The 19,696-nt window shown below is 69.7% G+C and carries 20 protein-coding genes; 4 read left to right on the top strand and 16 right to left on the bottom strand.

From position 1 onward, the window contains the following. Window positions 1-75: 75 nt before the first annotated feature. The 5 genes from C7389_RS19800 to C7389_RS19780 all read right to left on the bottom strand — a co-directional run bounded on the left by C7389_RS19800 (window position 76) and on the right by C7389_RS19780 (window position 4,498). Entirely contained in the window at window positions 76-921 is an 846-nt protein-coding gene (locus C7389_RS19800) for a MipA/OmpV family protein (RefSeq protein WP_133594387.1), read from the bottom strand. Next, entirely contained in the window at window positions 918-1,985 is a 1,068-nt protein-coding gene (locus tag C7389_RS19795) for a chorismate transformation FkbO/Hyg5 family protein (RefSeq protein ID WP_246034905.1), read from the bottom strand. The genes C7389_RS19800 and C7389_RS19795 overlap by 4 nt, the downstream gene beginning before the upstream one ends. Then, window positions 1,982-3,349, bottom strand: a complete 1,368-nt coding sequence (locus C7389_RS19790) for an NAD(P)/FAD-dependent oxidoreductase (protein WP_133594386.1) — start codon at window positions 3,347-3,349, stop codon at window positions 1,982-1,984. The genes C7389_RS19795 and C7389_RS19790 overlap by 4 nt, the downstream gene beginning before the upstream one ends. Continuing rightward, a complete protein-coding gene (locus tag C7389_RS19785) occupies window positions 3,346-3,924 on the bottom strand; it encodes a hypothetical protein (protein WP_211168450.1) in 579 nt (192 codons plus the stop codon). Before C7389_RS19785 ends, C7389_RS19790 begins: the two co-directional genes overlap by 4 nt. A gap of 106 nt (window positions 3,925-4,030) precedes the next feature. Next, window positions 4,031-4,498 carry a winged helix-turn-helix transcriptional regulator gene (locus C7389_RS19780; protein ID WP_133594385.1) on the bottom strand — a complete coding sequence of 156 codons (468 nt, stop codon included), beginning with the start codon at window positions 4,496-4,498 and terminating at the stop codon, window positions 4,031-4,033. A gap of 135 nt (window positions 4,499-4,633) precedes the next feature. Here C7389_RS19780 and C7389_RS19775 point away from each other — a divergent pair, with 135 nt between their 5' ends. After that, window positions 4,634-5,935, top strand: a complete 1,302-nt coding sequence (locus tag C7389_RS19775) for a D-amino acid dehydrogenase (protein WP_133594384.1) — start codon at window positions 4,634-4,636, stop codon at window positions 5,933-5,935. 71 nt (window positions 5,936-6,006) lie between these two features. Continuing rightward, a complete protein-coding gene (gene alr, locus C7389_RS19770; RefSeq protein ID WP_133594383.1) occupies window positions 6,007-7,077 on the top strand; it encodes an alanine racemase in 1,071 nt (356 codons plus the stop codon). Window positions 7,078-7,165: 88 nt separating this feature from the next. Here alr and C7389_RS19765 read toward each other — a convergent pair whose 3' ends face one another. Then, window positions 7,166-7,939 (bottom strand): class I SAM-dependent methyltransferase, encoded by a 774-nt coding sequence (locus C7389_RS19765; protein WP_133594382.1) that lies wholly within the window; start codon window positions 7,937-7,939, stop codon window positions 7,166-7,168. Between the two features lie 124 nt (window positions 7,940-8,063). On the opposite strand from C7389_RS19765, the gene C7389_RS19760 reads away from it, so the two are divergent. Continuing rightward, entirely contained in the window at window positions 8,064-8,846 is a 783-nt protein-coding gene (locus C7389_RS19760) for a helix-turn-helix transcriptional regulator (RefSeq protein WP_133594381.1), read from the top strand. Window positions 8,847-9,210: 364 nt separating this feature from the next. Here C7389_RS19760 and ccmI read toward each other — a convergent pair whose 3' ends face one another. The 9 genes from ccmI to ccmA form a co-directional block, all read right to left on the bottom strand. Beyond that, entirely contained in the window at window positions 9,211-10,467 is a 1,257-nt protein-coding gene (gene ccmI / locus C7389_RS19755) for a c-type cytochrome biogenesis protein CcmI (RefSeq protein WP_133594430.1), read from the bottom strand. 17 nt (window positions 10,468-10,484) lie between these two features. After that, window positions 10,485-11,006 (bottom strand): cytochrome c-type biogenesis protein, encoded by a 522-nt coding sequence (locus C7389_RS19750; RefSeq protein ID WP_133594380.1) that lies wholly within the window; start codon window positions 11,004-11,006, stop codon window positions 10,485-10,487. Beyond that, window positions 10,996-11,589 carry a DsbE family thiol:disulfide interchange protein gene (locus C7389_RS19745; RefSeq protein ID WP_133594379.1) on the bottom strand — a complete coding sequence of 198 codons (594 nt, stop codon included), beginning with the start codon at window positions 11,587-11,589 and terminating at the stop codon, window positions 10,996-10,998. Before C7389_RS19745 ends, C7389_RS19750 begins: the two co-directional genes overlap by 11 nt. A 13-nt stretch (window positions 11,590-11,602) precedes the next feature. Continuing rightward, window positions 11,603-13,573, bottom strand: a complete 1,971-nt coding sequence (locus tag C7389_RS19740; protein ID WP_133594378.1) for a heme lyase CcmF/NrfE family subunit — start codon at window positions 13,571-13,573, stop codon at window positions 11,603-11,605. An 87-nt stretch (window positions 13,574-13,660) separates the two neighbouring features. After that, the gene (gene ccmE / locus C7389_RS19735; RefSeq protein ID WP_133594377.1) at window positions 13,661-14,107 is read right to left on the bottom strand and encodes a cytochrome c maturation protein CcmE; all 447 of its coding nucleotides are present in this window, start codon (window positions 14,105-14,107) and stop codon (window positions 13,661-13,663) included. Between the two features lie 22 nt (window positions 14,108-14,129). Next, entirely contained in the window at window positions 14,130-14,324 is a 195-nt protein-coding gene (gene ccmD / locus C7389_RS19730; RefSeq protein ID WP_133594376.1) for a heme exporter protein CcmD, read from the bottom strand. Beyond that, complete coding sequence (gene ccmC, locus C7389_RS19725) at window positions 14,324-15,106, bottom strand: heme ABC transporter permease CcmC (protein ID WP_133594375.1); 783 nt, start codon at window positions 15,104-15,106, stop codon at window positions 14,324-14,326. Before ccmC ends, ccmD begins: the two co-directional genes overlap by 1 nt. Before the next feature lie 61 nt (window positions 15,107-15,167). After that, on the bottom strand, window positions 15,168-15,836 hold the full coding sequence (gene ccmB / locus C7389_RS19720; RefSeq protein ID WP_133594374.1) for a heme exporter protein CcmB: 669 nt from the start codon (window positions 15,834-15,836) through the stop codon (window positions 15,168-15,170). Next, entirely contained in the window at window positions 15,830-16,456 is a 627-nt protein-coding gene (ccmA, locus tag C7389_RS19715; protein WP_133594373.1) for a cytochrome c biogenesis heme-transporting ATPase CcmA, read from the bottom strand. Before ccmA ends, ccmB begins: the two co-directional genes overlap by 7 nt. 478 nt (window positions 16,457-16,934) lie before the next feature. On the opposite strand from ccmA, the gene C7389_RS19710 reads away from it, so the two are divergent. After that, window positions 16,935-18,569 carry a methyl-accepting chemotaxis protein gene (locus tag C7389_RS19710; RefSeq protein ID WP_133594372.1) on the top strand — a complete coding sequence of 545 codons (1,635 nt, stop codon included), beginning with the start codon at window positions 16,935-16,937 and terminating at the stop codon, window positions 18,567-18,569. Between the two features lie 493 nt (window positions 18,570-19,062). Here C7389_RS19710 and C7389_RS19705 read toward each other — a convergent pair whose 3' ends face one another. Continuing rightward, window positions 19,063-19,689 (bottom strand): NapC/NirT family cytochrome c, encoded by a 627-nt coding sequence (locus C7389_RS19705; RefSeq protein ID WP_133594371.1) that lies wholly within the window; start codon window positions 19,687-19,689, stop codon window positions 19,063-19,065. Window positions 19,690-19,696: the final 7 nt, after the last annotated feature.

Below are 19,696 nucleotides of genomic sequence, written 5' to 3'. Positions count from 1 at the left end.
CCTCCGGACGCCAGGGCGAGTGCGGGCCCGCCCTGTCCCGACGGCTGTCGCGCCGCGGGACGGTGCGGCCGGATTTCAGTCATTCACCTGCACCCGGGTGGCGGATTCGCCGATGATCCAGGCGATGGCAAAGCCGGCCGCCCAGCTCTGGTCGCGCTTCACCAACGGGCTGTCGTCGAAGACCGCGCCGCGCAGGTTGTCGTAACGCACGAAGGCACCCACCCAGTAGTTGTCGTAGCGCTTGGACAGCGCGGCGAGGAACTGGCTGCCGCCGTAGCCGCCCTTGGCGCGGTAGGTCTCGCGGCCAGGCGTGGCGTGCTCCGGGGCAACGTCGTAGAAGTAGCGGTGCTGGCGGGCATCGCCGAACACCGGGCCGGCCAGCAGGCCGAGGTTCCAGCCGTGCTGGCCGAGGGGATCGCGCAGGTCGAGGTTGAGGGTGGGCGTGGACACCAGGCCGACGCGTTTCACGCCGCCGATCACCGCGTAGGCGGCCCGCACCGGCAGGCGGAAATCCAGCTTGGCGCTGCGATCCGGCGCGCGCCACAGGGTGAGGTCCAGCGAAGGGCCGAATTCCACCGTGGGCTTGAGGTCCGGCATGCCGCGGCGGGCCTTGTTGCCGTCGCTGTCCACCGGCACCGAGGCGGCGGCGCTGAAGTTGAGTTCGACGCGGTCGCTCTCGAAGAACACGCCGCGCACGCCGTCGCGGTCGGCCTTAAGGAATTCGCCGCGATAGACCACGTAGGGCGCCGGCAGCACATAGGTGCTGCGCTCGTCGGCGCCGCGGTAGTCGGGAAAGGACACCGCGCCCACCCCCAGGCCAAGTTCCCACAGCGGGCGCTCGGCTGCTGCCGCCGCGCCGGCGGTCGCCACCCCAAGGGCCGTCAGCAGGAGGCGGGAAAAACGGCGGGCGCTTGAACTCATCGACAACGGAACTCCATCGGGTGGCCGCCGCTGGCCTCGATCTCGACCAGCAGGTCGGCGCGGCAGACGTCGGCCTGGACATAGGCAATGGCGGCATCGGCGCCCAGGTGGCGCTCCACTTCGGCGCGAACCTTCGGCAGATCCTGCGGCCGGCGCAGGTAGGCGACGTAAGCCAGGTCTCCGGCGCGGAAGCCGGCTTCGGGCGCCAGCCGCGCGGCCTCGGCCAGCAGGGCGTCGATGTTGGCCAGCGTTTCGCGGGTCTGGGCGACGACGTCGCCGGCATGCAAGCTGCGGTGGCCGACGATGCTGGCGGTGCCGGACACGAAAAGCAAGCGCTGGCCGCCGTGGCGGGCCAGCGCGGCACGGGCGAAGGTGGGACTGCGCCGGCCATACTCCGGCGGATAGTCGTAGGCCGCCACCTGGCGCGGATTCTCCACCGCCAGCGCAGGCTGCGTTGCCGCCAGGAAGGCGATGGCCAGCGGCCCACCGCCGACGCCCAGCGCACAGGCGGCCGGCACTTCGCCGGTCAGCGTGCGGCCGTGGGCGGCGAAGGCGGCCTGGCGGCCGGCGTTGAACTGGCGGTAGCGCTCCTCGCCGCCTTCTTCCGCGTTGATGTGCGGCAGGTAGTTCCAGACGCGCAGCAGATGGGGATGGGCCAGCGCATCCAGGGTGCCGAAGAGTTCGCGGTAGGCGAGTTCGGCCGCATGTTGAAGGCGGTGCTGCGGGGCGCCCTCTTGCGTGGAGGCCTCGTCCCATTCGTCCTCGGCGACGGTCACCACGCCGAACAGCAGGCCGTCGGCGCAGCGGTAGTTCACCCGGCCGTGGCGGCCTGCACGCACCGGAGCGGGGCTGCGCCAGGCGGCCAGCCAGGGCCGCGCCGGCGCCAGCGCGGGCGTCATCACCTGCAGGATGGGCCCGCCGGCCGGATGACGGCCAGGGCCGGCGCCGAACACCAGGGCGCCGAGGTCATGCGGGTCCAGCGCCACGTCCGCTGCCAGCGGCCAGTGCAACTGCAAAGCCGGGGCCGCAACGCTGGCCCCGTGTTCCATCACGGCAGCCGTCATGCGCCAGCGGCCATGCCGTCATCCACAGGCAGGATGTTGCGCCTGCGCATGCGCCAGGCCGCCAGGGTCCGCCGCCAGTTGCCGATCGCGTTGACGTAGTAGATGGCCTTGAACGCCGCCAGGGAGAAGCGGATGGGCACCCGGCCGTAGATGTCGCCGGCCAGCAGCGAGATCAGCGCGTTCTTGACCCGCAGCGGGTTGCGCGGCCCCATGAAGAGATCGCGCATGGTGGGGCTGGTCATGCGGTAGATGAACCAGGAGAACTCCCGCGGCCCGAGGCGGACGCCTTTGTCGAAGCGGGCCAGCGCAGCGCGCGACTGGGCCGGTTCGCGCAGGCAGGTATCCACCGCGTCGGCGCCGAAGAAGGCGCTCTGCATCGCCAGCATGACGCCGGAGGAGAACACCGGGTCGATGAAGGCGTAGGCGTCGCCCAGCAGGATGTAGCGCTCGCCGTGGGTGTGGTCGGTGGTGTAGGAGAAGTTGCCGGTGGCCTCGGGCGCGGCCATCAGCGTGGCCTCCGCCAGCCTTTCCGCCAGCGGCGGGCACAGGGCGATGGTGTCGAGCAGGAAGCGCTCCAGCGTGCGGCCGTTGCGCTGCTTCATGTAGTACGGCCAGGTGACCGCGCCCACGCTGGTGGCACCGTCGGCCAGCGGGATGAACCAGAACCAGCCGTGCTCGAACCAGTAGATGCTGATGTTGCCTTCCGCCTCGCCGCAGTTGCGCTTGGCGCCATCGAAGTGGCCGTACAGCGCCGAGCTGTTGTGCTTCGGATTGCGGTGCTTGGCGCGCAGGCGGTTGGCGATGAAGGTGTCGCGGCCGGAGGCGTCGATGACGAAGCGGGCGTTCCATTGCTGGCGGCGGCCATCCTCATGCTCGGCCTGCACCACCGCGCCGTCGCCGACGAAATCCACTTCCTTGACTCGGCAGCCCTCCACCACGGTCGCGCCCTTGCTTGCAGCATTGCGTATCAGCACATGATCGAACTCGGAGCGGCGCACCTGGTAGGCGTAAGGCAGGCGGTCGTCCCAGCCTTCCGCGAAATGGAAGATCTGCTTGCAGTCGTGGTGCGGCGAAACGAACTCGGCGCAGTGCTTCACCATGCCGATGGCGCGGATCTCGTCCGCCACGCCCAGCTTCTCGAACAGCGGCAGGTTGGCCGGCAGCAGCGATTCACCGATGTGGAAGCGCGGATGGTGGGATTTCTCCAGCAGGGTCACCGCGTGGCCGCGCTGGGCAAGGAGCGTGGCCACGGTGGAGCCGGCCGGCCCGCCGCCTATCACCAGGACGTCGCAGGCCTGCGGCGCTGGCGCTTCCAAAGCCGCGCCGGGAACCCGCGAGAAGGGCGCCTCGGCCGCGGCGCTCATTTCTTGTACTCGATCAGCGGCAGCGACATGGGATGGGCGGCGATGTTCTTCACCCGGCCCTGCTTGTCCCACTCCACCTGGTATTCGTCGAAGCTGGAACGCCAGTAGCGCCAGATGGGCGCGTCCAGCGAGGGGTTCTCGTTGGTCAGCGGATAACCGACCGACATGATCACCTGCTCCTTGGTCATGCCCTTCATCAGCTGGCCGGCCTTGATCGCCTCCTGCACCGCCTTCGGGTAGCTCGCCAGCTTCAGCTTGGGATCTTCGGTGACCACCAGCTTGGACACCCACTTCTCGGTGCTTTCCTGCTCGCGGCCATAGTCCTGGCCGAGGCGGAAGGGCTTGCCGTTCATGTCCACATGGGCGCGATAACGGCCGTAGGACAGCACCTTGACCGGGGTGCCGGCGGGCACCATGGGCAGGCCGGCGTAGTTGGAGTCGCTGATCCAGTCGCCTTCGTGGTGCAGGTTGCAGCAGGTGTAGCCCTGCTGCAGCGGCGCGGCCGGCGTCGTCTCCAGGGTCTTGCACGCCCCCAGGGCCAGCGTCGCCGCCAGCACGGTCAAGCCCGTCTTCATTCCCTTCGCAACACTGCCGATCATGAAAAGTTCCCCCTGGTAGCTGGTTTTTTCCGACCGCCGACTATACCGCAGCCGCATAGCCGGGGGAATGACGGCCCGGGCGTCAAGTCAGGGTCGGCAGGAAGAGGCTTTCCTTGACTTCTTCCATCACCACATAGCTACGCGATTCCGCCGCCGCCGGCAGCTTCAGCAGGATGTTGCCGAGCAGGCGGCGGTAGTCCGCCATCTCGCCCAGCCGGGCCTTGATGAGGTAGTCGAAATCGCCGGACACCAGGTGGCATTCCATCACCTCCGGCACGAACTGCAGCTCCTTCTTCACCCGGTCGAAGACGTCGTTGGACTTGGCCGACAGCTTGATCTCGACGAACACCAGCAGCGGCACGCCCAGCGCCCGCGGATCGACGCGGGCGTAGTAGCCGGTGATGACGCCATCGCGCTCCAGCCGCCGTACCCGCTCGGCGCAGGGGGTGGCGGACAGGCCGACGCGCTGCGCCAGCTCGGTGACCGCGATGCGGCCCTCCCGCTGCAGGATGTCCAGGATCTTGCGGTCGGTGCGATCCAGCTCACGCATTCCACTCTCTCCATCCGGCCAGACCGGCGCCTTCAGTTATAAGCACCAAATCCTAGCAGTACTTCAGCGAAAAACACTGCCTGACGGCGTCTAGACTTTAGTAATTCCATTCACGCTTATCGCAGGAGTTTTCCCATGCATGTGATCGTGCTCGGCAGCGGCGTGGTCGGCACCACCACCGCGTGGTATCTCGCCAACCACGGCCTGCGTGTCACCGTGCTGGACCGCCAGCCCGGCCCCGCCCTGGAAACCAGCTACGGCAACGCCGGCCAGGTTTCCCCCGGCTATTCCACTCCCTGGGCCGCCCCCGGCATCCCGCTGAAGGCGCTGAAGTGGCTCACCCAGCGCCATGCGCCGTTCGCCCTGCGCGCCGACGGCAGCCTGTTCCAGCTGCGCTGGATGCTCGCCATGCTGCGCAACTGCCGCGCCGACCGCTACGCCGAAAACAAGGCGCGCATGATGCGGCTGGCCGAATACAGCCGCGACTGCCTGCGCGAACTGCGCGCCGCCAGCGACCTGCACTACGAGGAACGCGCCCTGGGCACGCTGCAGCTGTTCCGCAGCGCCGAGCAACTCGAAGCCGCCGGCCGCGACGTGGCAGTGCTGGCCGAGCTGGGCGTGCCCTACCAGCTGCTGGACCGCGACGGCGTCGCTGCCGCCGAGCCGGCGCTAGCGCGGATGCGCGACAAATTCACCGGCGGCCTGCGCCTGCCCAACGACGAAACCGGCGACTGCCACCTCTTCACCCGGCGCCTCGCCGAACGCGCCCAGGCGCTGGGCGTGGAATTCCGCTACGGCGTGGACATCCAGGGCCTCGCCAGCGACAGCCGCGCGCTGCGCGGCGTGCGCCTGGCCGGCGGCGAAGTACTGAGCGCCGACCGCTACGTGCTCGCCCTCGGCAGCTACTCCCGCGCCCTGGCCAGGCCGCTGGGGCTGGACCTGCCGGTGTATCCGGTGAAGGGCTATTCCCTCACCGTGCCGCTCACCGACGCCGACGCCGCGCCGGTTTCCACCGTGCTGGACGAAACCTGGAAGATCGCCCTCACCCGCTTCGACCAGCGCCTGCGGGTGGGCGGCATGGCCGAGCTGGCTGGCTACGACCTCAGCCTCAACCCGCGCCGCCGCGAAACCCTGGAGAGGGTGGTGCGCGACCTCTTCCCGGATTGCGGCGACCTGCCCGCCGCCGAATTCTGGACCGGGCTGCGGCCGATGACGCCGGACGGCACGCCCATCGTCGGTGCCACCGCCTGGCCGGAGCTCTACCTCAACACCGGCCACGGCACCCTGGGCTGGACCATGGCCTGCGGCTCCGGCCGGGTGGTGGCCGACCTCGTCGCCGGCAAGCGCCCCGCCATCCGCCACGACGATCTCGCTTTCGCCCGTTATGGCAAAGTAGCGTCCGCAGGCCGCCGTTCCATGGGCCTCTCGCCCGTCTGATCCACGCTCACGCCCTTCCTTCTCCCCCAACGCCGGTCCATCGCGGGCCGGCTCTAGACGCTTTCCGCTCCATGCGCCCCGCCCTCGCCCGTATCGACCTCGACGCCCTCCGCCACAACTACCGCCTTGCTCGCCAGCGCCACGGCGGCCGCGCCCTCGCCGTGGTCAAGGCCAACGCCTACGGCCACGGCGCGGTGCGCTGCGCCTGGGCGCTGGCGGACCAGGCGGACGGCTACGCGGTAGCCTTCCTGGACGAAGCACTGGAGCTGCGCGCCGCCGGCATCACCCAACCCATCCTGCTGCTGGAGGGCGTGTTCGATGCCGCCGAGCTGGCCGCGGTTGCCGAGCAGGGGCTGTGGCAGGTGGTGCATCACGAAGACCAGATCCGCATGCTGGAAGCCGCGCCGCTGGCCGCGGCCCTGCCGGTGTGGCTGAAGGTGAACAGCGGCATGAACCGCGCCGGCTTCGTCGGCCCGGCGGTGGCGCAGGCCTGGCAGCGCCTGCAGGCCAGCGGCAAGGTGAGCGACATCACGCTGATGACCCACTTCGCCCGCGCCGACGAACCGCAGGTGATCTCCACCGCCGAGCAACTCGCCGAATTCGACGCCGCCACCCGCGAGCTGCCCGGCCCGCGCAGCCTGGCCAACTCCGCCGCGGTGCTGGGCTGGCCGGACGCCCACCGCGACTGGGCCCGCCCCGGCATCCTGCTGTACGGCGCCGACCCGATGCCGGCGGAGGGCAACGGGCTGCGCCCGGTGATGACGCTGGAGAGCGCGGTGATCGCGGTGCGCGAGATCCCACCCGGCTCCCCGCTGGGCTACGGCGCCCGCTTCGTCGCCGAGCAGCCCACCCGCGTCGGCCTGGTGGCCATGGGCTACGCCGACGGCTATCCCCGCACCGTGCCCGACGGCACGCCGCTCACCGTGGACGGCCAGCCCAGCCGGTTGATCGGCCGGGTGTCCATGGACATGCTGACGGTGGACCTCACCCACTTGCCCGCCGCCGGCATCGGCAGCCGGGTTGAACTGTGGGGCAAGGAGGTGCCGGTGAACCGCATCGCCGCGGCGGCCAACACCATCTCCTATGAGTTGCTGTGCAATGTGAAGCGGGTGGGGGTTCGCTATGAGGGCGGAGAAGCCTGAACCGGGGCTGCCGCAGTAACTCCCCCCCACCCCGGGCTATGTCGGTGCTAACCGGGCTCCACTCCAAGCAACCTCGCCCGCAGCCCTATCAATCCACCCGCCGCGACGGCGTCGCCACCATCATCAGCGCATCCAGCTCGAAGCTGCCGTCCGCCGCCACCGCGTGGCGCTGCTTCACCTCCGCCGGCGCCAGCGACCACAGGTGGCGTATCGCCTCCACCGCCACCAGTGGCGTGCGCATGCGGCCGATCCAGGGCTCGAAGGCGATCGGCAGCCGCCACAGCCAGGCATCGCCGCGCTCGAAGCCGGCGGCATCCAGCATCGCCCGCCAGGCGGAGGGCGTGTGGTTGCGCACATGGGAGGGATCGCGCAGCAACTCGATACCTTGCAGCCAGGTATCGCACAGGGGCTCCTCGGCGCCGGCGATGTCGATCAGCAGGAACACGCCGTCCGGCTTCAGCACCCGGCGGATCTCGCCCAGCGCGGCCGGCACGTCGCGCCAGTGGTGGGCGCTCATGCGGGTGACCACCGCATCGAAACCGGCATCGGCGAAAGGCAGCAGATCGGCCGCCGCCTGCTGGGTCTGCAGGTTGGCGTAGCCGCGCTCGCGGGCGGCCTCGGCCACTACCGCCAGCATGTCCGCCGACAGGTCGGTGGCCCACACCTCCTCCGCCACCGGCGCGGCGGCGAAGCTGGCGTGGCCGCCGCCACAGCCGATGTCCAGCACCCGGCCGCGCGGGCGTGCGCCCAGCAGCGCTGTCAGCCGCTCCAGGTCCTGGCCGCGGGCGTGTACCGCGCTTTCCAGGTAGGCGCGGGCGGTGGCGCCGAACTGCTGGCTGACGAGGGTTTCATGGGCTTGCATGGCTGCTCCTGTAGGGTCTGCCGACGATGGCGGAACCACTTTATGGCGGCCTTTATCCAGGTACAAGATGGCAATTTATCCTGGTATAAATACCGCTCCGCTAGCCTTTACCCCACGCCAGACCATGACGGCAGACAGCGCTCTCCCCACTGAACTCGGCGCCTTCCTGCGCCGCCACCGCGAGCGCCTCAGCCCGGCGGCAGCCGGCCTGCCGGAGGGGCGCCGCCGGCGTACGCCCGGCCTGCGCCGCGAAGAGGTCGCCCAGCTCGCCGGCCTCAGCCCCACTTGGTACACCTGGCTGGAACAAGGGCGGGCAGTGTCGCTGTCGCCACGGGCACTGGCCGGCATCGCCGATGCGCTGCAGCTGTCGCGGGCGGAGCGCAGCCACCTGTTCGATCTGGTCGGCCGGCGCGATCCCGCGCCGCCGGCCGTGGCCGAACTGCCGCCCGAATTACTGGACAGCGTGCAGCTGATCGCCGGCCCGGCCTATGTGCTGGACGCCGCCTGGAATGCGCTGGCCTTCAATGGCGCGGCGGCGGAACTGTTCGTTGGCTGGCTGGATACGCCGGCGGAAGGCGGCCACAACCTGCTGCGCAGCATGTTCCTGTCGCCGGTCCTGCGCGACCTGGTGGAGGACTGGCCGCACCGCGCCGCCCGGCTAGTGGCCGAGTTCCGCGCCCACAGCGGCCGCCACCGGGAGAACGCGGCGGCGATGGCGGTGGTGGAGGAACTACTGGCCACCAGCTCGGATTTCCAGTGCTACTGGGAGGCGCAGGAGGTGGAGGAGCGCGAAGGCGGGCTGCGCGCCTTCCTGCACCCACGGCGCGGCCGGCTGTGCTATCGCCAGCTCACGCTGGCGGCGGCCACTGCGCCGGAACTGCTGCTGGTGATGCTGCTGCCGGCTTGAGGAAGCGAACCGGCATCCAGGCAGGGGCCTCCTGCAAGCTCGCGGCAGCCCTGTCGAAACCGCATGCTCGCAGGGCCGCTGGACAAGCCCGCCCGGGGCGGAGCCGAAGGACGCAGGGCATGCGCCGCAAGTGTCCGCGCCATTGACCTGCCCTTGCGGTTGCGGCTAGGAAACCAGCGAGCCGCCGAAGCGGAACATGGGGTCATGACAGGCCTCGCCGGGCGCCAGAGCTGCCTCCTGTCGCCGTTTGACGCGCGCACCGGAGGACGGCGGCTGAGCCTGGGCCCTGAAGGGCGAGAGGCTCCCACAGGAGCCTCTTCTTCATTGCAGCGAGGGCGAGCATGGAGCCCGCGGCGCGCAAGCTCTACTCGCGCACCTGGTCGATCACCAGCGCCACGCCGGTGGTGTCAGGCGCCAGGCCGGCCATGCGGCCCTCCAGATCGCCCGGGCCGCCGCTGGGATTGCCGCTCTTGGCGACGCGGGCAGCCAGCGTGACCTTGGCTGGCACCGGGCTGTCGCCGGCCATGCGAGGCACGCCGGAGAAGCTGAAGTCGCGCGGCAGTTCGCCGGCGGTGAAGCGCAGCGCCGCCAGCGGCGCGCCGCCCGCTTCACCGCGGACGAAGACGAAGACGACGTCGTCCGCCTTCACCTTGCCGGCCAGCGCCGGCGCCAGCGCGAGGCGGCCGGAGAGGCTGAGCTCGCCGCCCTGGCCGGCGGCCGCCGCCGGTACGGCCGGGGCCGGTGCGGCCGGGGCCGCTGGCGCCGACAATGGCGGCAGACCGCCCTTGGCGCGGGCGTCGTTGATGCCTTCCAGCAGCGAAGCGACCACCGGATCGCCTGCCGGCACGGTGGCGAGGATGCGCTCCCAGTGCGCCGAGGCACCGGCATAGTCGCCGCGCTGGTAGGCGGCGGTGCCGGCCAGCAGGCGCGACTTCGGGTGGCCGGGGTCCAGCTCCAGCGCGCGCTTGGCGATCTGCTCCGCCTCGCCGGCCACGCTGCGGTCGCGGGCGGCGACCACGTCCGCCCAGTCGGCCAGCAGGTCCGGATCGTCCTTCACCCGTTCGGCCACATGGGCATAGGCGGCGGCGGCCTTGGCGTAGTCCTCCAGCACCACGTAGGAGCGGGCCAGCATGCTCCAGCCTTCGACGTTGTCCGGCTCCCTCTCCATGCGCTCGGCCAGGGTGTTAACCATGCCGGCGATCTGCTGCGGATCGAACTGCTGTTCGCCGGCGATCTGGCGCGGGTCCAGCCCGGCCGGGTTGCCGAGGATGAGATAGACCGCAGCGGCCATCACCGGCACGCCGATGGCCACCACCACCGCCCAGTAGCGCGAGGGCGCGGCCACCAGCGTGGCGGCGCCGGCCTCGCCCTCGTCCAGCGCGCGGCGTTCCAGCTCGTCGCGGCTGCGGCGATAGGTGGTTTCGTCCATGCGCCCGGCGGCATGCTCGGCCTCCAGCTCGGCGAGTTGCTCGCGCAGCACGACCAGCGCGGTCTCGGCCTGACCGGCGTCGGCGTCCGCCGGAACGGCGGCCTGCTTGCGGCTGCCGCGGAACAGGGGCGGCAACAGCAGCAGCAGCGCAACGCCGACCAGTACGGCAGCGCCGACGATGAAGGGCAACAGGGTAGACAATTCGGCACTCACGAACGGGGTTCCTCGGAGGAAGGCGGTACGGCGGCATTGCCGGCGAGCAGCTCGCGAGCGCGGCGGTGTTCCGCTTCGGACAGGCTCACTGCGGCTTCGCGTTCGCGGCGGCGCAGGCGTATCGCCAGCCAGCCGGCACCGGCCAGCAGCAGCGCCGCCGGGCCCAGCCACAACAGCAGCGTGGTGGCCTTGAAGGGCGGCGCGTAGAGCACGAAGTCGCCATAACGGGCGACGAGGTAATCCACCACCTCGTTCTCGCTGCGGCCGGCGGCGAGTTGCTCGCGCACCTGGTCACGCAGGTCCACCGCCAGCGGCGCGTGGGATTCGGCGATGGACTGGTTCTGGCATACCAGGCAGCGCAGCTTGTGGGAGAGGTCCAGCACCCGCGCTTCCAGCGCCGGGTCGGCGGCCAGCGGCTGGGCGGTGGGCCCATCCGCGGCAATGGCGGCGGCGCCGAACAGACAGCCGCCGATGAGGGCGGCGCCACGCAGGGCCCGCAGGAAACGATCAGCCGGCACGCTTCAGCTCCTCGATCTTGGGCAGCAGCACCTTCTCCAGCGACTCCGGGGTGATCGGGCCGATGTGCTTGTAGCGCACGCTGCCGCGCTGGTCGATCAGGAAGGTTTCGGGCACGCCATAGACGCCGAAGTCGATGCCGACGCGGCCATCCAGGTCCAGCACCGACAGCTTGTAGGGATCGCCGTGGGCAGAGAGCCAGCCGCGCGCCCGCTCCACTGCCATCGCCAGCTCCTGTTCAGGCGCCAGGCGGCGGGCGTCGATGGCGCCGTCGCCGCGCACTTCCTTGTAGTTGAGGCCGACCACCGGCACCACCTGGCGGCGGGCGAGATCGACCAGCACCGGGTGTTCCTGCCGGCAGGCCACGCACCAGGAGGCCCAGACGTTGAGCAGCCATACCTGGCCGCGCATTTCCTCCAGGCCGAAGCGCTGGCTGTTGTCGTCCAGGCGGGCGAGGCTGAAGGCGGGCGCCGGCTTGTCGATCAGCGGCGAGGGCACTTCGCGCGGGTCCAGCCGCAGGCCGAAGGCGAGGAAGCCTACCAGCACCAGGAACAACGCCAGGGGAACGAGAAACTTGGCTTTCATGACGATGATTTCCTCAGGCCGCCTGCACCGCGGCGGCGGGCAGCCGGCGCTCGGCCAGGCGACGGTAACGGCGGTCGGCCGCGGCCAGGATGCCGCCCAGGGCCATCAGCACGCAGCCGGCCCAGATCCAGCTGATGAAGGGCTTGTAGTGGAGGCTGACGATCCAGCTGCCGTCCTCCAGCTGCTCGCCCAGGGAAACGTAGACGTCGCGGAACAGGCCGACGTCCAGGGCAGCTTCGGTCATCGGCATCTGCTGTGCCAGGTAGATGCGCTTTTCCGGCTGCAGCGTGCCGAGGTCCACCTCGCCGCGGAACAGTTCCAGGTTGGCCCGCGCGGCCGCGAAGTTGGGGCCGGGCGCATCCCGCACGCCGCGGAACAGCAGGGTGTAGCCGGAAAACTCCACCCGCTCGCCCTCCTTCATCTTCACGTCCAGGTTGTTCTCCAGGCTGCCGACCATGGTGACGCCGATGATGAACACGCCCACGCCCAGGTGCGCCAGCCACATGCCCCACCAGGCGGCGGGGATGGTAGCCAGCCGGGAGGTGGCGGAGGCGCCGGCGCGCTCCTTCAGGCGCGCCGCCAGCAGCTGCAGGCTGGCCAGCACCACCCACGCGGCCAGCGCCAGGCCGAGCACGGTGCGCCAGGTCACATGGCCGACGGCAAGCGCGATACCCAGGCCGATCAGGATGCTGGCGACGAAGGCGGGCGCCACCCGGCGCAGCGCCGGCATCAGCTCGTCGCCCTTCCAGCGCAGGAAGGGGCCGAACATCATCAGCACCACCACCGGCGTCATCAGCGGCACGAACACCGCCTCGAAGTACGGCGGCCCGACCGACAGCTTGCCCAGGCCCAGCGCATCCAGGAACAGGGGATACAGCGTGCCCAGCAGCACCGAGGCGGACACCACCGACAGCAGCACGTTGTTGCCCAGCAGCGCGGTATCCCGCGACACGAAAGCGAAGCTGCCGCCGCCGGCCAGCTTGGGCGCGCGCCAGGCATAGAGCAGCAGCGACACACCGATCACCGCCACCAGGAAGGCGAGGATGAAGAGGCCGCGGCGCGGGTCGGTGGCGAAGGCGTGCACGCTGGTGAGCACGCCGGAGCGGACCAGGAAGGTGCCCAGCAGCGACAGCGAAAAGGCACCGATCGCCAGCAGCACCGTCCAGCTGCGGAAGGCGCCGCGCTTCTCGGTGACTGCCAGCGAGTGGATCAGCGCGGTGCCCAGCAGCCAGGGCATGAAGGAGGCGTTCTCCACCGGGTCCCAGAACCACCAGCCGCCCCAGCCCAACTCGTAATACGCCCAGCCGGAACCGAGCGCGATGCCGGCGGTGAGGAACACCCAGGCGGCGGTGGTCCAGGGCCGCGACCAGCGCGCCCAGGCGGCATCCAGCCGGCCGGTGAGCAGCGCAGCGATGGCGAAGGCGAAGGCCACCGAGAAGCCGACGTAGCCCATGTAGAGCAGCGGCGGGTGGATGATCATGCCCGGATCCTGCAGCAGCGGGTTGAGGTCGCGCCCCTCGGCCGCGCCGGGAATCAGCCGGGTGAAGGGGTTGGAGGTGACCAGCATGAAGGCGAGGAAGCCCACCGCGATCCAGCCCAAGGTGCCCAGCACGCGGGCGACGAAGGCTTCCGGCAGGTTGCGGGAGAACACCGCCACCGCCACCGTCCACAGCGACAGCGTCAGCGCCCACAGCAGCAGCGAGCCTTCGTGGCTGCCCCACACCGCGGTGATGCGGTAGATCAGCGGCGTCGCGGTGTTGGAGTGCATCGCCACGTACTCGACCGAGAAGTCGTTGGCCACGAAGGCCCAGGTCAGACAGGCGAAGGAGAAGCCGGTGAACAGGAATTGGCCCAGCGCCGCCGGCCGGCCCACCGCCATCAGCGCCAGGCGGTTCCGATGCGCGCCGAGCAAGGGCACCACCGCCTGCACCAGCGCGATGACGAAGGCGAGGACGAGGGCGAAATGGCCGAGTTCGGGAATCATTGCGGGAGACTCCGGACCGGCGCGCCCACCGCGATGGCGGGCGGGGAATGCCGGTCCTGCTGGGGTTTCAGGAAAGGATGTACTGGCTTACTGCTTCAGCGTAGCCGCTGCCTTGTGCGCCTCGGCCACCGCGTGCGCCGCTTCGGGCGGCATGTAGTTCTCGTCGTGCTTGGCCAGCACCTCGGAGGCGCGGAACAGGCCGTCCGGTCCCAGGCTGCCCTGCACCACCGCGCCCTTGCCTTCCTTGAACAGGTCGGGCAGCGAACCCTGGTAGCTCACCGGGATCACCTTGGCGGTGTCGGTGATGGCGAAGCGCACGGTGATGCCGTCGGCGTCGCGGCGGATGGAACCCTCTTCCACCATGCCGCCGATGCGGAAAGTCTTGCCCAGCGGCGCCTTGCCCTCGACCACCTCGGTGGGCGTGTGGAAGAACACCAGGTTCTGCTGGAAGGCGGAAAGGACCAGCGCCACTGCGGCGCCGAACAGGACGACCCCGGTACCGACCAGGATCAGGCGTTTGCTACGGGCTTTCATCTTGCGTCTCCATCGCGCCGGCTCAGGCGGCGCGCTCCTTCTTTTCCTTGCCGACGGCACGGCGCCAGCGCAACAGCCGGCGTACCGTGTCCAGCCGGCGGCGGCGCACCAGGAAGAACTCCAGCGCCACCAGCGCGAAGGTGACGCCATAGCTGCCCCAGACGAAGGCCGCTGCACCACCCATGTCCCAGAAAGCGGACAGCGAATCCCACTGCATCAGCGCCCTCCTCCAGCCCTGGCGCCCTCGGCCTCCAGCACCGCGCCCACCCATTCGGTGTGGCGCTCGCGTTCCAGGATCATCGGCCGCACCCGCCACAGCGTCACCGCCAGCGTGTAGGCCCAGGCGGCAAACGCCATCACCAGCATGCCGGCCAGCATGGTGGAAGCCATCGACGGCGCCTTGGTCAGGCTCACCGACGCCCCCTGGTGCAGGGTGTTCCACCACTTCACCGAGAAATAGATGATGGGCACGTTCACCGCGCCCACCAGCGCGATCATCGCGCCGGCGCGGTCGGCACGGCGGGGATCCTCGATGGCGCGGGTCAGGGCGATGAAGCCGAGGTAGAGGAAGAGCAACAGCAGCTGCGAAGTCAGGCGGGCATCCCATACCCAGTAGGCGCCCCAGGTCGGGCGGCCCCACAGCGCGCCGGTCCACAGCGCAACGAAACAGAACATCGCCCCGGTGGGCGCCAACGCCTGGCTCATGACGAAGGACAGCCGGGTGTTCATGACCAGCCCGACCGCCGACCAGAAGGCCATCACCAGGTAAATGAACATGGACATCCAGGCCGCCGGCACATGGATGAAGATGACCCGGTAGACCTCGCCCTGGGTGGCGTCGGTCGGGGCGACGAAGAAACCCAGCCACATGCCGGCCAGCGTCAGCACCAGCGCGGCGGCGGCGAACCAGGGGGCAAGCCGGCCGGCCAGCGGGTAGAAGGTCTGGGGCGCGGCGAAACGGAACAGGGAGGCACGCGGCGCGCGCTCTGCGGCAGTCATCGCGTACAGGCTCCGGAGCCGGGGGCTGCGGCGGCGCCGCAGGAAGGGAAGGTTGTTCTGTTCATTCCATCGATATACGCAAAGAGGCGGCACATGCCCAGGGGGCGAGCGCCAGCGCACCGGCGCATCCGCCGCCGAGCAGCAGCAGGTGCGCCACCGCCCCGGTTCCGGACAACTCCGCCTCCACCGCGCCGGCGCCAAAGATCAGCACCGGCACGAACAGGGGCAACACCAGCAGCGCCAACAGCATGCCACCGCCGCGCACACCCAGCGTCAATGCCGCTCCAACTGCGCCCAGCAGGGCGAGAATGGGGGTGCCGAGCAGCAAACTTACTACCAACACCGGCAGGGCTCCTTGCTCAAGGTCAAGCAGCAAGGCGAGCCCCGGCGCCACTACCACCACCGGCAGGCCGGTGCTCAGCCAGAAGGCGAGCACCTTGGCGCCAACCCAGACGACGGCCGGCTCACTAGACAGAAGAAGCTGCTCCAGGGTTCCGTCTGCATGGTCCTGGGCGAACAGCCTGTGCATGGACAGCAGGCAGGACAGCAGCACCGCCACCCACAATACGCCGGGAGCGATAGCCCGCAGCTGGTTCGGCTCCGCACCGACGCCGAAGGGGAAGAGGCAGACGACGATGACGAAGAAGGCCAGCGTCACCAGCACGTCGGCCCGGCCGCGCCAGGCCAGCAGCAGATCGCGGCGCAGCACCGCGACGAAGGTGTTCAGCATGCCCACTCCCCGAGATCCAGCATCCGCGGCGGAGCAGCGAAGGGCGCGTCCTGGTGGGTGGTGAGCAGCACGGTGCCACCAGCGGCGCAGTGGTCCGACAAGGTCTGTGCCAGCTCCGCCACCGCCTTGACATCCAGCGCGGTGAAAGGCTCATCCAGCACCCACAGCGGCCGCTTGTCGGCGAGGAAGAGCCGCGCCAGACCGACCCGCCGCCGCTGGCCCTGAGACAGCACCCTCGCCGGCAAGTCCAGCTGGTTCGCCAGGCCGATGCGCACCAGCGCCTGCTCGCAGTCCTGCTCCGAGACCTGATCGCCGCCCGCCTCGCAGGCGAAGCGCAGGTTCTCCAGCGGCGTCAGCATGTCGTTGAGCGCCGGGGAATGGCCGAGGTAGCACAGGGCGCGATGGAAAGCCTCGCGGACGCGCCGTATCGGCTGCCCCTGCCAGCGTACTTCGCCCACCTCCGGCAGCGACAGGCCGGTAAGCAAACGCAGCAGGCTGGTCTTGCCCGCGCCGTTGGGACCGGCGATGCGCAGCATTTCATGCGGCGCCACGGCGAACGCCAATTCGCGGAACAGCAGGCGGTCTCCCTTCAGGCAGGCTAGATCTTCGACTTCAAGCATGGGGACGGATTGAACCACAGCGGCCGGACGTCGGCACCTACTCTGTGCAATATGAAGGAAACCTTACAAGGGCATGCATCCTTGTCACCTTCCTCCGGGAAAGGCCCCCAAGTGCGGCGAAAATCCGCCTTGCCCGGCCCCCTGCTACAGCCCGCACCGTCCCGTTCCGGGCTTGGCCCCGGTCTCTCGCACGGTTTTTGCCTTAGTGCCTGTGCCGGCCACGCGCCGCCATCCGAGGCAGCACGCCAACGGAATAAATCGAATGCCATTGGACTTAGCACTTTAGTAGCACCAAAAGACCTTATCCGGAAATGGTCAAATGACTTATGTTTCCTGGACTTCGGACAAATTCCTCGAAGTTTCCCGTCCTGAAGCCCCGCACCGTCCGACTGCTGACCCCCAGGCCGCGACGGACCCATCGTTCCCACCGGCCTGTGCGCGCAACGCCGCTGCCGCGCCCGGCCCCGGAGCCATCGCCATGCCTACAGCCGCCGCTGCGACCGCAATAGAAACCGTGATCCCGGACGGAGAGTTCATCTACTCGCTCACCGACCTCAAGGGCAACATCCTGGAGGCGAACGACGCCTTCGCCCGCATCAGCGCCTATACCCGGGAAGAAATGATAGGCCGGCCGCACAACATGGTCCGCCATCCGGACATGCCGCCGGAGGCCTTCGCCGACATGTGGAATGACCTCAAGGCGGGCCGGCCCTGGCGCGGTCTGGTGAAGAACCGGCGCAAGGATGGCGGCTACTACTGGGTGGTGGCGAACGCCTCCCCGGTACGGGAAAACGGCAAGGTGGTGGGCTACCAGTCGATCCGCGGCAAACCCTCGCGGGCGGAGGTCGAGGCGGCGGAGGCGGCTTACAAGCGCCTGCGCGAAGGCGACAAACGTCTGATGGTGTGGCACGGGCGGGTGGTGCGCAGGCGACCGGAGTGGCTGGCGCGGCTGTGCTCGGTGCGCGCGCAGACCAACTACATCGGCGTGGCCGCCCTGCTGCCGGCGCTGGCGCTGCTCGCCGCCGCCACCGGCCTCGGCAGCCTGCCGGCGATGACGTCCGGCGTGCTGGGCGCACTGGCGCTGCTGTATGCGCTCTACTACCTGCTGGTCTATGGCCCGCGGTTCAATCACGACCTCGGCGCCACCGCCGACTGGCTGGACGCCGTGCTGTGTACCGGCGACCTGCGCAGCCGCCACGGCCTGGACCGGCGCGACGTGATCGGCGCCATCTCGCGCCGGGCGGACAAGGTGGTGTCCTCGCTGCAGGCCACCTTGCAGGGCATGTCGGAGGTCGCCCAGCAGGTGGAAGGGGCCACCGGCCGCGTCGGCACCGGCGTGCGCGAGGTGCGCAGCGCCGCCCAGACCCAGCGCGTCGCCGCCACCTCGGCCGGCGCAGCCATCGAAGTAGTGGGCACCTCCATCGCCGAAGTCGCCACCCATGCCGACTCCACCCGCAGCGTGGCGGAGGAAACCAGCCGGGTGTCGGACGAAGGCGCCCGCATCACCCGCGACGCCAGCGCCAACATCCAGTCGCTGGCCGACCGCGTACGCGCCTCGGCGGAACAGCTGGAATCGCTGGGCAAGCGCTCGGACGAGATCGGCCGCGTCACCGGCGTGATCCGCGAAATTGCCGAGCAGACCAACCTGCTGGCGCTCAACGCCGCCATCGAGGCCGCCCGCGCCGGCGAGCAGGGCCGCGGCTTCGCGGTGGTGGCGGACGAAGTGCGCAAGCTGGCCGAACGCACCGGCCAGGCCACCCGCGAGATCGGCGAGATGATAGAGAACGTGCGCACAGAAACCCGCCAGGCGGTAGGCGCGATGCGCGAGGGCGCGGCCCAGGTCGGCGAGGGCGTCGAGCGCGTCAGCGCGGCGGAGGACTCGCTGCACCGGATCAACGACGAAATGGTGCGCACCATGGAGCGCGTCACCGGCATCACCCGCGCCTCCGCCGAACAGCAGGGTGCGATGGACGAACTGGCCCGCCACATCGAGGAAGTGGCGGCGATGACCGAGCAGAACGTGGCGGCGGTCGGCGACGCCGAGGAGATGGTGCGCCAGCTGGACACGGTGGTGGACCGCATGCGCAAGGCCGTGGGGCAATATGCGGTGTGAGGTGGGGCTGGTTTGGGGCGGGGCCGCGACGATCACGCCTTGATGGCCGGCGATTGAACTGCCGGCACACCACTTCCGCCCGAAGGCAGGTAGAAACGGGCGACTCCTGTGCGGGAGCCGCCCGTTTTTTCGCTCGTGGCCCGAGAAGACCCGAAGCCGGTGCGCCCAAGCCCAATCGCCCCCGCTCCGGCCCTCGCCGGCATACCCCTCTCCCCCCGCGGGAGAAGGCCGGAGAGAGGGGGCGCCCTGCGGGGGCGGCTGCGCGCCAGTCCGACCGCAGCTTGCCTTCTCCCGCCAAGGGGGAGAAAACCCGCCTGCCTCGTTTGCTGGACCTCATGCGCCTGGGGCGCTCGCGGCTCGGCCATGATCAGCCCCTCAACAATGCCTTCCAAGAATGCCGCAGGCATTGATTGCTGAAAAAGCCCCGCAAGAGAAAACGGGCGAGCCCGCCAGGCCCGCCCGCCTTCCAGCCAGCGGCTCGCGCCGCCCTCCCCTACTCCTTCTTCGGAGCAGGCGGGTGGAACACCTCCGGTGCCACGCCTTCGTGGGCCGCGCCGATGTCCTGCGCCACCGGAGGCAGGGAGTGGGCGATGCCCTTGTGGCAGTCGATGCAGGTCTGGCCGGCGGAGAGGCCGGCCTGGTGCATCTGGTTGGAGCGGCGGCCCTGCACCGAGTAATCGAAGTACTCGAAGTTGTGGCAGTTGCGGCACTCCTGCGAGTTGTTGGCCTTCATCCGCCGCCATTCGTTCTGCGCCAGCTGCAGGCGCTTGGCGTTGAACTTCTCCGGCGTGTCGATGGAGCCCAGCAGCTTGTGCCAGACCTCGTTGGAGGCCTTGATCTTGCGGATCATCTTCGGCCCCCACTCCTTGGGCACGTGGCAGTCCGGGCAGGTGGCGCGCACGCCGGTGCGGTTCTGGTAGTGGATGGTGTTGCGGTACTCCTGGAACACGTTCTGCTCCATCTCGTGGCAGGAGATGCAGAACTGTTCCCGGTTCGTCATCTCCAGCGCCCAGTTGAAGCTGCCCCAGAACAGGATGCCGCCGACGAAGGCGATACCGAGCAGGCCCCAACCGACCTTGCGTAACCTGGCGACCAGGCTGCTGCCCTTGCTTTCGCTCATGATCTTC

This window comes from Azoarcus indigens (assembly GCF_004361735.1).
GTDB classification, from domain to species: domain Bacteria; phylum Pseudomonadota; class Gammaproteobacteria; order Burkholderiales; family Rhodocyclaceae; genus Azoarcus; species Azoarcus indigens.
Note: the sequence above shows the minus strand (reverse complement) of the source record. Positions and strands in the feature narration are given on the sequence as shown.